At 35.4% G+C, this 12,377-nt stretch carries 14 protein-coding genes and 1 other RNA gene; 7 read left to right on the top strand and 8 right to left on the bottom strand.

Going from position 1 to position 12,377, the window contains the following annotated elements; genetic code table 11:
• Positions 1 to 206: 206 nt before the first annotated feature.
• Entirely contained in the window at positions 207 to 629 is a 423-nt protein-coding gene (locus ACEN3Z_RS10545; RefSeq protein WP_407090831.1) for a cupin domain-containing protein, read from the bottom strand.
• Between the two features lie 281 nt (positions 630 to 910).
• On the opposite strand from ACEN3Z_RS10545, the gene ACEN3Z_RS10540 reads away from it, so the two are divergent.
• Positions 911 to 1,069 carry a hypothetical protein gene (locus ACEN3Z_RS10540; RefSeq protein WP_407090830.1) on the top strand — a complete coding sequence of 53 codons (159 nt, stop codon included), beginning with the start codon at positions 911 to 913 and terminating at the stop codon, positions 1,067 to 1,069.
• 70 nt (positions 1,070 to 1,139) lie between these two features.
• Here ACEN3Z_RS10540 and ACEN3Z_RS10535 read toward each other — a convergent pair whose 3' ends face one another.
• Both ACEN3Z_RS10535 and ACEN3Z_RS10530 read right to left on the bottom strand, forming a co-directional pair.
• The gene (locus tag ACEN3Z_RS10535; RefSeq protein ID WP_407090829.1) at positions 1,140 to 1,550 is read right to left on the bottom strand and encodes a DUF2871 domain-containing protein; all 411 of its coding nucleotides are present in this window, start codon (positions 1,548 to 1,550) and stop codon (positions 1,140 to 1,142) included.
• A 1-nt stretch (position 1,551) separates the two neighbouring features.
• On the bottom strand, positions 1,552 to 2,220 hold the full coding sequence (locus ACEN3Z_RS10530) for a TetR/AcrR family transcriptional regulator (protein WP_407090828.1): 669 nt from the start codon (positions 2,218 to 2,220) through the stop codon (positions 1,552 to 1,554).
• Between the two features lie 106 nt (positions 2,221 to 2,326).
• On the opposite strand from ACEN3Z_RS10530, the gene ACEN3Z_RS10525 reads away from it, so the two are divergent.
• Both ACEN3Z_RS10525 and ACEN3Z_RS10520 read left to right on the top strand, forming a co-directional pair.
• Entirely contained in the window at positions 2,327 to 2,683 is a 357-nt protein-coding gene (locus ACEN3Z_RS10525) for an MmcQ/YjbR family DNA-binding protein (RefSeq protein WP_407090827.1), read from the top strand.
• Between the two features lie 51 nt (positions 2,684 to 2,734).
• Positions 2,735 to 3,250 carry a GrpB family protein gene (locus tag ACEN3Z_RS10520; RefSeq protein WP_407090826.1) on the top strand — a complete coding sequence of 172 codons (516 nt, stop codon included), beginning with the start codon at positions 2,735 to 2,737 and terminating at the stop codon, positions 3,248 to 3,250.
• A gap of 131 nt (positions 3,251 to 3,381) precedes the next feature.
• Here the strand turns inward: ACEN3Z_RS10520 and ssrA are convergent.
• Positions 3,382 to 3,748, bottom strand: a transfer-messenger RNA (tmRNA) gene (gene ssrA / locus ACEN3Z_RS10515).
• A gap of 63 nt (positions 3,749 to 3,811) precedes the next feature.
• Complete coding sequence (locus ACEN3Z_RS10510; RefSeq protein WP_407090825.1) at positions 3,812 to 4,585, bottom strand: NRDE family protein; 774 nt, start codon at positions 4,583 to 4,585, stop codon at positions 3,812 to 3,814.
• 307 nt (positions 4,586 to 4,892) lie between these two features.
• Between ACEN3Z_RS10510 and ald the strand changes: the two genes are divergently transcribed.
• Complete coding sequence (gene ald, locus ACEN3Z_RS10505; RefSeq protein ID WP_407090824.1) at positions 4,893 to 6,008, top strand: alanine dehydrogenase; 1,116 nt, start codon at positions 4,893 to 4,895, stop codon at positions 6,006 to 6,008.
• Positions 6,009 to 6,175: 167 nt separating this feature from the next.
• Here the strand turns inward: ald and ACEN3Z_RS10500 are convergent, their stop codons facing one another.
• From ACEN3Z_RS10500 to ACEN3Z_RS10490, 3 genes are all read right to left on the bottom strand, one after another.
• On the bottom strand, positions 6,176 to 7,162 hold the full coding sequence (locus ACEN3Z_RS10500) for an ISL3 family transposase (RefSeq protein ID WP_407090823.1): 987 nt from the start codon (positions 7,160 to 7,162) through the stop codon (positions 6,176 to 6,178).
• Between the two features lie 95 nt (positions 7,163 to 7,257).
• Positions 7,258 to 7,632, bottom strand: coding sequence for a hypothetical protein (locus ACEN3Z_RS10495; RefSeq protein ID WP_407090822.1), 375 nt, complete (start codon positions 7,630 to 7,632; stop codon positions 7,258 to 7,260).
• A gap of 1,079 nt (positions 7,633 to 8,711) precedes the next feature.
• Positions 8,712 to 9,296, bottom strand: a complete 585-nt coding sequence (locus ACEN3Z_RS10490; RefSeq protein ID WP_407090832.1) for a site-specific integrase — start codon at positions 9,294 to 9,296, stop codon at positions 8,712 to 8,714.
• A 167-nt stretch (positions 9,297 to 9,463) separates the two neighbouring features.
• Here ACEN3Z_RS10490 and ACEN3Z_RS10485 point away from each other — a divergent pair, with 167 nt between their 5' ends.
• The 3 genes from ACEN3Z_RS10485 to ACEN3Z_RS10475 all read left to right on the top strand — a co-directional run bounded on the left by ACEN3Z_RS10485 (position 9,464) and on the right by ACEN3Z_RS10475 (position 12,104).
• Complete coding sequence (locus tag ACEN3Z_RS10485) at positions 9,464 to 9,775, top strand: hypothetical protein (protein ID WP_407090821.1); 312 nt, start codon at positions 9,464 to 9,466, stop codon at positions 9,773 to 9,775.
• A gap of 164 nt (positions 9,776 to 9,939) precedes the next feature.
• On the top strand, positions 9,940 to 10,152 hold the full coding sequence (locus ACEN3Z_RS10480) for a heavy-metal-associated domain-containing protein (protein ID WP_407090820.1): 213 nt from the start codon (positions 9,940 to 9,942) through the stop codon (positions 10,150 to 10,152).
• 89 nt (positions 10,153 to 10,241) lie between these two features.
• Positions 10,242 to 12,104, top strand: a complete 1,863-nt coding sequence (locus ACEN3Z_RS10475; RefSeq protein ID WP_407090819.1) for a heavy metal translocating P-type ATPase — start codon at positions 10,242 to 10,244, stop codon at positions 12,102 to 12,104.
• Positions 12,105 to 12,377 lie beyond the last annotated feature (273 nt).

The following is a 12,377-nucleotide window of genomic DNA, read 5'->3' as shown; positions in this document are numbered from 1 at the left end:
TTTAGAGACCGTATTTTACTTATGACGCGATTATATGTCCCTCAGACAAATAAAAAAGATCAAGCAACAACTTATGCTGCTTGATCTTGATTAAAATGAGTCATCAACCCTATTTGACAAAGAGCCATAAAAAATATATATAAAAACTCTGAGCCAATGTCATGAACTAACATCGGATCAGAGTTGTTTTGTTAATGATTGATTATTTAATGTTCATTCGGATCGTTTTCTGCATCTGCATGAGTCGGGTGGACTGTTCCTTCTAAGTGATCGGGTCCAGCATATATTGTATATAACTTAAGTGGTTTAGCTCCAGTATTCTCGATATTATGCCACTTATTTGCGGGCACAAATACAGCATCATCATCAGATACTTTTATTTGTACATTTAAATCATCTTCAGTTGGCCCCATCTTACATAAGCCTTCACCATCTTCAATTCGAATAAATTGATCAATGCCTTCGTGTACTTCTAAACCAATATCATCACCTGGTTGAATTGACATGACAGTTACTTGTAATTTTTCGCCTGTCCAAATTGTCGTACGATAGTTATTATTTTCCTTCGTTGCATCTCCGATATTTATTACATACGGCTTTTTACCATGGTCCTTGTAGTCAAATTCCATATTAAATCCTCCTCGTAATAGTTCACACATCTAAAATACATATGTTACATAGACAATAACATTTACATAAAAGTTTGTCAAATAATATAAATGTTGTTTATAAAAAAAGTATTGAGGGAGCAAAATATATTTATATTAAACAATGATTTGAAGGGGCACAATGAGAGAATAGTTTTCTAGATTTAAAGGCAAGCTTATAAGGCAAAGGTATAGTTATACGAGAATAGTCAACAACAGATAAATGAATCACTTATATAAGCAATACAAGTGAGGGTGATGTGTTGTTAGATCGATATTATCAACAATATAAAAAAGAAGTTATAAAATCAATTGATATTCCTGAAGAGAATTTATTAATAACGATCGAAACAATTAATCAACTAAAAAATTATTTCACCGAAGCTGTTGAAAAGATTGATCAAATAAATAACTCGAATTAATCAGGTACAAGCTATTAAGAGCCCCCTTAAATCCAAACGAGGATTAAAAGGGGGCTCTTCTTAAATAAAACTATTTAACTGCTTTAATACTATCTATTAATACTTTAAAGAAAAAGCCAAGACCAATTGTTAGTAGAATATGCCCAATACCAGCAATCCCAGACATCATTTCGGATGATTCCATTCCCATCACAATCATTGATCCATGGATTAACATAATTAGTAAAGATAAGCCTAAACCGGATTGGTAGAACATAATGAATTTTTTATAATGGCGGTGTGCGCTTAATTTAAATTGGTGTTCAAGAATTAATACAATTAAGAAAAAGAACATTCCTAAAATTAAAGTGTGTGTGTGTAATACCCCTAATTGAGTATAGCCAGTAAAGTCATAAATTCGAGCGAATTCACGATCAAATAATCCGAAAGCCAGACCTAAAATCATATAAATCATACTCGTACGTGCTAATTTGTGTTGCATATTACTCTCCTTTTGTGTTGTTTAAGCCATGAAGTAACCAAGAAATCTTTCGATTGTATTCTAAGAGAAGTGTTTGTGAATCCCACTCATTGGCGATAAATTCAGTTAAACTATTTGTAACCAATGACATGACAAAGTATAAAAAGCTCATTGCTTCTTTTTTATTTGAGATATCAAGGTGGTTCTTTTCTAATATCGAAAACCAATGATCAAACATCTTTGATTCAGATGGAACTTTACGACGTCTCGAGAATATTAATTGATCACTTCCTGTTAAGAATTTGATTTGTTTCCATCGAATATCCTGATGATCGAGGTGACTAATTTCCTTCAAGTAATTCGCAATCCCATCAAATAGGGCATTCTCACTTTGTTGAATGTGCTGCATAATATCAATATGAATTGCGCGTGCAACGGTTGATATTAAGTAATCATTCGCATCAGCCAAATCTTTAAAATACTTATAAAAAGCGCCCCGAGACATATTCATTAAAGAAATGATTTCCGACACCTTCACTTGACTCAGCGGCTGATCGTAAAGAACATCCAATAAAATCAATTCAATCTGTACGCGTTTTTCAGCATCTAAATGTAAAAAAGTATCTTTTGGAATATCAAAACCTCCTCTATAACTTATTAGTGACAGAGTGTCACTATGTGAGTATAGCACGAGAGTGACACTTTGTCATTAATGATTAAAAAAATTAATATTTGCTTAGTTAAAGGGTTGGTGGTAAGTTTTACTTGAACAAATTATTCATAAAGGAGGGCAAATAATGATTGAAAGAGAAGAGTTATTTGACTACATTGAAGATAAATATAAAGTTAAACCCGACCATCCTTGGGATACCTTTGAGAATTATGCAGCCTTGAGACATAAGGACAATGAAAAGTGGTTTGCCCTTGTTATGGACATCACTCCAGATAAGATTGGCCTAAAAGGAGATAAGAAAATCTATGTCCTGAATCAAAAAGTGAGAAATGAATTCATCGGCATGCTCAGAAAAACAGAGGGGATTTACCAAGCTTATCACATGGACAAAGATAATTGGGTGACCATTAATTTGAGAGAGATGGATTCAATGGGTGATATTGAAGATTTAATTGAAGAAAGTTTTGATTTGATGAAATAGGGTTGAGTATAAAGAAGATATATTAAATCAATTCAAAAGGAGTTTTCATATATGCTTGGTTTACCTAGAGGTGAAGTGTTTTTAGTTCCCTGGACAGGTGAATGGGAAAAAGAATTTTTACTAGAGAAAAGAAGAATCCAAACTAAGATTGAATCCTATCCAGTTAAAATCCATCACATTGGTAGTACTGCAGTAAAGTATTTAAGTTCAAAGCCTATTATTGATATCGCCATTGAAATTGAGCAATTTAGGGATGGAGAAAAGTGTATTTCGGCCTTAGAATCACTTGGTTATACTTATCATGGTACAAACATATTACCCGATCGACATTATTTTACTAAAGGAGAACCTAGAACTCATCAAATTCATATGTATCAAACTGGAAACGAACATTTGGTAGATCAGTTAGATTTTAGAGATTATTTGAGAAATAATAGTCAAGTCAAAAATGAATATGAAACATTAAAGATAGAATTATCAAAAATAAACAAAACAAATAAGCATAAATATGCTGAGGAAAAAACTGCATTTGTTCAATCGATATTGAGAAAAATCAATCATCCTTAATATATGAATGAAGTTTAAAAACCATGACCATCTTTGGAGTAGTATTGATTATAGCCTTCATGAGTAAAAATGAATAAAAAAAAGGTTTCCTATCAGCCTTTGAAAGCTGGTAGGAAACCTTAGTGAAGCTATTATGGAGATGAGGAGATTCGAACTCCTGTCCAAATATCTCGCCACTTACGAATCTACGTCAATAGTTTATCCATTTAAAGTTTGGCTCACTGTTAGCCGATAAACGGGCATCGCAGTTCGCGAGTCTGGTAATCTCTTATTTAACTTGCAGACGGAAAGTTAAATCGTATCCCACTGAATTTGAGACCGGCATCTGAGCACATGGGCGATGCCAGGCCGATCTTCACCCGCAGTTCTTAGGCTGCTAAAGCGAAATTATTGTTTGTTTTGTTTGCAGTTATATTTAACTGTAGCGTTTTTAGGAAGTCGCTGCCTTCCTGACGCATCATAAGTTCGAACAATACCTGTCGAAACCAAGACATCCCCGATATGATACTCAACTAGTATAGCACGGAGAGTATCATAAGTCAAACTTAGTCAGTCTTTTATCTACTCCGACTCTAACTGAAACGTCTTCTCAGTGACTTGAGTAATTTCTTCCGGATTGTATCTGACTTCTTTCATTTGAACCTTGCCTTCTTTATCAACAACAATTGCTGTTGTAGAAACTGTACCAAACTCTTGATACCCACTTAGGAAAATCGAAGAACTTTGTCTAGCATACTCTTTGTCTAAATGCTCTGGGTAATGCTTAAAGTCTGGATTAGGTGTCTTGTCTTGAAAGCTTTTAATCATTTGATTGACAGATGGGGCTTGGTTCGCCTCAAGCATTTGAGTTAAATCACTTTCAGATTGAGTTTGACGGTACTTAGATAAATCATCTTTCGTATTACTCACACTATGAATCCCATCGGATAGGGGAGTCATAGCATCCGAGACATTATCATATAGATACAGGTCATCTAGTGTTCCAAATAATAAATTATACCCATCATAGTTCAGGCGGTTCTTTCTTAATTCCTTCGCATACTCAATAGCAGTCATATCGCCTTTAAGAAAATTCGAAATCAACTCACCACGCGATGTTAATTCAACCGGTTCATGCTTTGTAAAAGGCTGATTAGTCAAAGCGGCAAAGCGACCTGTCTTTGTCATGGCTAACCATGTTCCGCCAGCTTTCATATCACGGCCACCAATAATGTTTGGCTCATCTTCCCAGAAATGAATCGCCTTACTTTCTCTATGGTAAGACTCATCCCGGTTAGCAATTAGTACGAATGGATACGGTCTATCCGCATCTTTATTGAATGTAATTAAGCACATATGTGTCACCTCCTATATTATACTTATTAATTCATCTTCATTTGATAGTATATCATTAAGATATAAAATAAATATGAATTTGCTTCAAGTTCAAAAAATAATATATAATTAAATAATTAGCTATTTAGTTATATAATGATATGAATGTGAATTCACATGGGAGATTTTCATGCAAAAAAATACCTACACAAAGGTATTTAAAAAAACAAAGTATATCATTATAACTTTTTCACTAATCATGATATACTAAATTTGTTGGAAATTTATATTTGACAATCGAAAAAGAAATTTGAGGAGAGAAATATTTATGATAATTGGAATTCCGAAAGAAATTAAACCAAATGAAGATCGCGTTGGTATGACACCTGGTAACGTGCAAACGTTAGTGGATGCAGGTAATACTGTGTATGTTGAAAAACACGCTGGTGACGGATCAGGTTTTACTGATGAGGAATATATTGAAGCTGGCGCAGAAATCAAAGATGATGCAAAAGACGTATGGGCCGCTGATATGGTAATTAAAGTAAAAGAACCTCTACCAGCAGAATATGATTACTTCCACGATGGATTAATCTTATTCGCCTATCTACATCTTGCGCCTGAATTAGACTTAACTCAAGCATTATTAGATAAAGGCGTAATTGGTATTGCATACGAGACAATGGTTGAAGACGGTACGTTACCATTACTTACTCCAATGAGTGAAGTAGCAGGACGTATGGCTGTTCAAATTGGTGCTCACTTCTTAGAAAAACATAATGGTGGACGTGGAATTCTATTAGATGGTCTACCAGGCGTGAGCAGTGCCCACGTTGTTGTTATTGGTGGAGGAATCGTGGGATACAACTCAGCGAGACTCTCAGTTGGTATGGGAGCTAAAGTAACAATTTTAGATATTAATCCACAACGTTTAGCTGAATTAGAAGACTTATTAGGTGGACAAGTTGAAACACTAATGTCTACTGAAGAAAATATTGCGAAAGTAATCCAAGATGCTGACGTGGCTATTGGTTCTGTATTAATCCCAGGACGTCGCGCACCAATCTTAGTAACTGAAGATATGGTTAAAACAATGAAAGAAGGATCTGTGATCGTCGATATCGCTGTTGACCAAGGTGGTAACTTTGAAACAACGACTCACGCGACAACACATAAAGACCCTGTATACATTAAACATGGTGTTGTTCACTATACAGTTGCGAACATTCCAGGTGCTGTACCACGAACTGCGACATTAGGATTAACTAACGTAACATTACGTTACGCACAAGAAATTATCAACAAAGGTGTTAAAGAAGCAGCTTTAGGTAACTCAACAATCTTAACAGGAATTAATACTTATAAAGGTATTCTTACTCAAGAAGGTGTTGCTGAATCACAAGACCGTGAATTCACTGACGTACATGAGTTATTTGATAAATAATTAAATGAATGAAGGTTTAACCCGGGAGCAGAGATGCTTCTGGGTTTTTGTGTTTTTTAAGGTTCTTTGTCAAATAGTGTTGGTAAATATTTAAGGCGATAGATTTAGTTCTATCGTCTTTTTTTATGTAAGTATATTAGTCATCTGTTGGATGAGAGTATATTCGTCTATAGAGCTGCTTCGTCACAAAAATACAATGGGCGTACAGGTTCAGCATTAAGTTGTTGAAGCTGGGTTGAGATTAAAATACGACATCTTAAGTGACCGTAATTGCGATAACCATAGCCAGATCGTTTAATCATCTTGATTTTGTTTACGGTACCTTCCACAACCCCATTCGAGAGTGTATAAGTTAAGCTGTTTTCAATATCTAACGCGTAGGAAGTTAAGGTTCGAAACGCCGTTCTCACTTTGTGTGGGAAGACATATTTCTTACTTTCCATTAAGGTAGTCTCAAACGCTTGGAAACGCCGGTAGCGAATGGCCTCAATCAGTCGGTGCACAAAGTCATAAGTGCGTGCCAGTTGAGCATCCAGTTGGATTAAATAGTCTACCATGCCTTGTTCACTGATCAACCCATCAAATAATCGATGGGTATGATAGTGGGTAAAATCCAACGCTTCGCGCGGCTTCAAGAGCAGCTTCCACAATCGTTTAAGCTTGGTATAATCCCGGGGCTGAGTATAGCGTAGCCGATTCATAACCCGAATGCGATACACGTTTAACACTCGGTTTAAGAGCTGAACGATATGGAAGCGGTCAATAATGACATGGGCATTCGGGAATAACCGCGGTAAAAAGTCTCGATAAGGGGAATACATGTCCATGGTGATGGTTTTCACCTGCCGCCGTTCTTCCAGTGAGAACCGTAAGAAATAAGCCCTTAAATACCCTTGAGTTCGGTCTTCAAGGATATCCACCATTTGATGTGTCGCGTTATCCATTAACACACACGACATTGCCCTGGGCACATTTTTAACCGATTTAAATTCATCGATCGCCAAGTGGGACGGTAAGCGGCTAGGCTTAGGATTTAGGTTGTCCCCATAGGTTTTTAATTGACGGATGACCGTCGTAGTTGAAACATTCAGGTGTTGGGCGATGAAGGTCATGGACTGCATCTGAGCTAATTCTTCAATGATGACATACTTCACCGCATTAGAAATAAAACAACGCCGACGAGTTAAGGAAGTGACAGCTACTGTGGCCCACGGCAATGTTTACACAAATAGCGTTGTTTCCTTAACTTTTAATAGATAGGCTGAAAGTTGTATTGTCCCAATAAAACGACGGAATTCATCGTACCGTTTCGTATGATATCATGACTACTTTGATTTAGACAGCCACAGTGAGAACAGGCTTGAGGCAGATGATCGAGATCCCCGTCATCGTGAGGACTTTCGATGGGCACCTTCACATCCAGGGACGTCGTTTGAACCGACGGACGGAATTGTTGAACATCTCCATAGGATTTTTCTTGTAAACCATGCGTTAATTTAATGTGAGGGTCTTTAATTCCTAGTAAAAGAGCGGTAGAATGTAAGTAAGCAATTTTGATTTCCTTTCTTATGTGTTTGGTCGTACTTACATCATAACGGAAATCACTGGCTTTTTGTGTATACAAAAATAGTGCGGGTGATTTCTCACCAACACTAAAAATTATAGAACCTTTTTTTGTATAGGGAATTGATTATTTATGTGATAAATAGGAATTGAGGGTGCTTGGCTAGGGAATTGAACCCCCTCAACTCCATTATAGCTTTACTAAGGTTTCCTAACAGCTTCTAAACGCTGGTAGGAAGCCTTTTTTAATTCTAAAGCTTTGCTTACAATTGCTATAAACCATTACCAACCATTACCATTTCCATTACTACTCGAAAAATGGTAATGGTTTTTAGTTCTGGATTTTTAACGGCAGCTTTTACTATCTTCGTAGTATTTTCAATAAGAAAGATGTTATCGTAATCTACTACTATTAGTTTATTGTCATCAATAGAAACAATCTCTATATATTGAAGTAGAAAGGCATAGACTTCAACTTCTGTTTGAAACTTTTCAATTACTAGTTCTCTTAAATCCTTGTATATATCAAAAAGATTTTATTTTAGTTTTGCATATTTTGTTTCAATTTTTTACTATTTAATTCCAAATATCCCTGAGTTCAATGGAGAAAAAGCAAACCAAACATAAATACTTATTGCTATTATTACTATCGATATAAAATATAAAAAAAGTAACAAAATACTTTTTAATGTAACCTTCTTGTGCAGAACATTATTTTTTATATAAAGAAATAATGTTCTTAAACAGACTGCCAACAGAATGATAGATATAATTCCTATTGGATAATAGCCTAGAGAATACTTTTCGGGGAGTATAATATATAAGGCGTATATTCCAATGAACAAAAAATCTATCGACAATAAAGTAAAAAAGTCTTTTTTTTCAACCAATTTCAATCCACTCCTTTGTTCCTAATTTGACATAATCTCTGAAATCCTTTCAAAAAGGATTTCTCTTAAGGTCAAGTGAAGTACTATTCCTACAATAAATATTTTTTTCTTATACAATAGAGATCCATTAAATAATTTTTAATCAACCGTATATTTACTTATTATATCTCTTTTTTACTAATATTAGTTATCTTTCCTATTAACATCGAAAAAAGGGTAATGGTTTTTAAATTCAAGTTAACAAACTTCTTTAATTTTCCATAAATCTAGCAAATTTATCTGCGGTGTCTTTCTTTTCTTCTTTAGTAACATGAGCATAGATATTCATTGTTGTTTGAATATCCGTGTGTCCTAGGCGAGCCTGTACATCTTTTATTGAAGCTCCCATAGAGAAGAGGATACTACAATGCGTGTGTCGTAACCCATGAACGGTAATTTGTTTGAGTCCATTACGCTTTTGCACATTTCTCATACGGTTATTGGGAACATTAATTGAATAGAAATTATTTCTAGTATTCGCAAAAACATTCTGATCGTGTGTATTGGTATTAAATCCAAGTTTCAGCATGAATTGAGCCTGATACATCTTCCACAGCTTTAAAAGCTTCATAGAGTCATAATCCATATCAATCACTCTTCGACCTTTCACCGTCTTCGTAGGTTGCATGATAATCTTATTATTTAAGCCCCTAGTAAGTGTTTTACTAATGTTGAGTGTAGATGTATCAAGATCAATATCCGACCATTTAAGAGCTAGTATTTCTGATTTTCGAGCACCACTGTACGATAATATCCTAAAGTACGTATATCCGTTTATATCTAAATTTTCAACCATTGTATCTTTAGTTATATTCAAATTTAAATTCTGTTTTAGAACGGTGTCTATACATTCAAAGTATTTCTAGTAATAACACAGTTTATTGATACGCATCAATTATTACAGCGGTTACCTCTTGTATACTGTAGATGTAACAAAAATACAAATGCGGAGGATTTATAGAAATGGACAAAAATATAGCAAATGACATAAATGGAAAATTAAACTTTTTACTGGAAGACCATGGTGTAACATTTGATGATTCTAATATGGCTGTAGACTCTTTAGATACTTTTCACAAAAAAGCAGACGCTTTGTTAGTCGCGCATAACTGTGAGATACCAGAAGCAGCGCATGATATTACTGGCTTGCAGCCGAAATTAAATATGCTGATTCAAGGGCATGGAGCGGAATTTGATGATTCGAATTTAGATCCCAATAGTATAGATACTGTCCTTCAAAAACTTGAGATTCTACAAGATGAACATGGTGCATAAAAGAAAAAGAGTCGCTATCTTAACGGATAGTGATTTTTTTATTCGAATGTTTAAATGAATGTAAGAGATTGATATAAATCAATTCGCAAACAAAATATTCGGTCTATACTAACTGTGTAATCAAAACATTCAGAGTAATGACTAAAAAATAAAGGAGAGAGAAGATGATGACGATAACGTTTCAATTAGAAAAATTGACCTGTCCATCTTGTATGCAAAAAATCATAGACAATGTAAATGAATTAACGGAGATAGAAACAATAAAAATTTTATTTGATAGAAGCAAAGCAAGAGTAGTATTTGAAGACAATAAAATATCAGAAGAAGAAATTCTTCATAAGATTGAAGAGATTGGATATTCAGCAAAGAAAATATAATAACGTATGAAAGTTGATTGGGGTCAATTTTAAATGAAAAAGCGCAGGGTATACTGTAGTCAACAAGTACAAACTAGGAGGAGAAAGAAATGGGTTTTCAGCAAAAAATATTAAGCAGTAAAAATAAAATCACACTTATCTCAGGAATTTTAATCGTTATAGGATTTATTGCACACTTTGGTTTTGGAAACACACAAGTTTTTAATATCGCATTCATTATCGCATCTATTTTAGGGGTGGCACCAATCGCCATTCAAGCTTTTGGGGCTTTAAAGGTAAAAGTAATTTCAATTGATGTGTTAGTAACCATCGCAGTAATCGGTGCTTTCCTCATTCAAAACTATGAAGAGTCAGCTATCGTAACGTTCTTATTCTTATTCGGTAGCTGGTTAGAGGCTCGCACATTGAACTCTACTCGTTCAGCGATTAAAGAATTGACAGAAATGGCACCAGAAGTAGCTTTTAAACAAATGGAAAATGGTGAATTTGAAGAAGTTGATGTATGGGATGTTGACGAAGGCGATATCCTACAAGTCCGTACAGGTGGAAAAGTTCCAGTTGATGGAACGGTTGTTATTGGTGAAGGTCACATTAACGAAGCATCAATCACTGGTGAAGCGGATCCGGTTCGAAAAGAAACAGATTCAGAAGTCTTCGCAGGTACAATTTTAGAAAATGGAACCCTACAAATTCGTGCAGACCGTGTAGGAGAAGATACAACTTTCGGTAAAATTATTGAGCTTGTTGAAGAAGCTCAAGATTCAAAATCAGAAGCTGAACGCTTTATTGACCAGTTCTCGCAGTGGTATACACCAACTGTCTTAGTCTTAGCGTTTATCGTGTGGATTTTTAGTCAAAATATCGAGTTGGCCATTACAATACTAGTACTCGGATGCCCAGGTGCATTAGTCATTGGAGTACCTGTTTCTAACGTAGCTGGTATCGGAAATGGTGCAAAAAATGGTGTATTATTAAAAGGTTCAGAAGTAATTCAAGACTTTAGTAAAGTTGATACGATTCTATTTGATAAAACAGGAACTCTAACTGTAGGTAACCCAGAAGTTGCCGAATTTAAAACCTATGGGGATGCAGATCAAGCACTAAGCTATCTGGCAAGTGTCGAGAATGAATCGGATCACCCACTCGCAAAAGCGGTTCTTTCACAGTTAGGCGATATTGAAATGTATCCAGTAGATGAAACAAACGTTGTAAAAGGTGGAGGAATCGTCGCAGAAGTCGATGGCCACCGCGTTGCAATAGGAAACGTCGCTTTAATGGAAAAAGAAAATATCCAATTAACAAAAGAAGCTCGTGAAGATTTTGAAGCCTACGAAAAACGTGGAAACTCATTAGTTATTACAGCAGTCGATGGTGAGTTGAAAGCTCTAATGGGGATTCGTGACCAAATTCGCCCAGGGATTAAACAAGATTTACAAGCGATGAAAGCTTTAGGTGTTAAGAACTTAATCGTACTATCAGGAGATAACCAAGGTACTGTTGATTTAGTCGCTGAAGAATTAGGATTAACAGAAGCCCATGGAAACTTACTGCCAGAAGATAAGGCAGACTACCTCAAAGAACTCCAAGCTCAGGGTCAAATTGTCGCATTCGTTGGTGATGGAGTAAACGATAGTCCTTCATTAGCCCTTGCGGATATTGGAATCGCAATGGGTAGCGGAACAGACGTCGCTATTGAAACTTCTGATGTCGTTTTAATGAACTCAAATATGAGCCGCTTGCCTCACGCTTTAGGCTTAACTAAAGCAACCGCCAATAATATGAAACAAAATATTGTCATTGCAGTTGTTACTGTACTTGTTCTTCTAGCAGCCGTTTTCTTCTCAGACTGGATGAACATGTCAATCGGTATGTTAGTACACGAAGGAAGTATCTTAGTCGTTATCTTAAACGGTATGAGACTATTGCGCTACAGACTCAAAGGAACTATGTAGAAACGGCGAACGCAAAAGAGGTTCATGTATAAAAAATACAATAAAAACTAAATAGATTACGATAGAATTTCCAATATAATATAGTCGAACAAATTTCGAAAAAAGGGAGTGTCAATAATTATGTGTAAATGAAGTACTCCTTCTATAAAATCGATTTATTAATTTGTTAATCTTTCAAACATTTTTTCTAGCTCTGCTTCAGCTTGTTGGAAGCCGCGGTGAATCCGTGTCAAAAAATTCTGATTGTACGTATCAAAACGGGAAACCAAAAAG

Source organism: Ruoffia sp. FAM 26254, from assembly GCF_045528545.1.
Lineage (GTDB): Bacteria > Bacillota > Bacilli > Lactobacillales > Aerococcaceae > Ruoffia > Ruoffia halotolerans.
This window is presented reverse-complemented; position numbering and strand designations above follow the sequence as displayed.

Excerpts from the sequence above, each read along its gene's own strand:
- ACEN3Z_RS10545 (WP_407090831.1), bottom strand. The coding sequence starts at position 629 with ATGGAATTTGACTACAAGGACCATGGTAAAAAGCCGTATGTAATAAAT.
- ACEN3Z_RS10535 (WP_407090829.1), bottom strand. The coding sequence starts at position 1,550 with ATGCAACACAAATTAGCACGTACGAGTATGATTTATATGATTTTAGGT.
- ACEN3Z_RS10525 (WP_407090827.1), top strand. The coding sequence starts at position 2,327 with ATGATTGAAAGAGAAGAGTTATTTGACTACATTGAAGATAAATATAAA.
- ACEN3Z_RS10520 (WP_407090826.1), top strand. The coding sequence starts at position 2,735 with ATGCTTGGTTTACCTAGAGGTGAAGTGTTTTTAGTTCCCTGGACAGGT.
- ACEN3Z_RS10510 (WP_407090825.1), bottom strand. The coding sequence starts at position 4,585 with ATGTGCTTAATTACATTCAATAAAGATGCGGATAGACCGTATCCATTC.
- ald (WP_407090824.1), top strand. The coding sequence starts at position 4,893 with ATGATAATTGGAATTCCGAAAGAAATTAAACCAAATGAAGATCGCGTT.
- ACEN3Z_RS10490 (WP_407090832.1), bottom strand. The coding sequence starts at position 9,296 with ATGGTTGAAAATTTAGATATAAACGGATATACGTACTTTAGGATATTA.
- ACEN3Z_RS10485 (WP_407090821.1), top strand. The coding sequence starts at position 9,464 with ATGGACAAAAATATAGCAAATGACATAAATGGAAAATTAAACTTTTTA.
- ACEN3Z_RS10480 (WP_407090820.1), top strand. The coding sequence starts at position 9,940 with ATGATGACGATAACGTTTCAATTAGAAAAATTGACCTGTCCATCTTGT.
- ACEN3Z_RS10475 (WP_407090819.1), top strand. The coding sequence starts at position 10,242 with ATGGGTTTTCAGCAAAAAATATTAAGCAGTAAAAATAAAATCACACTT.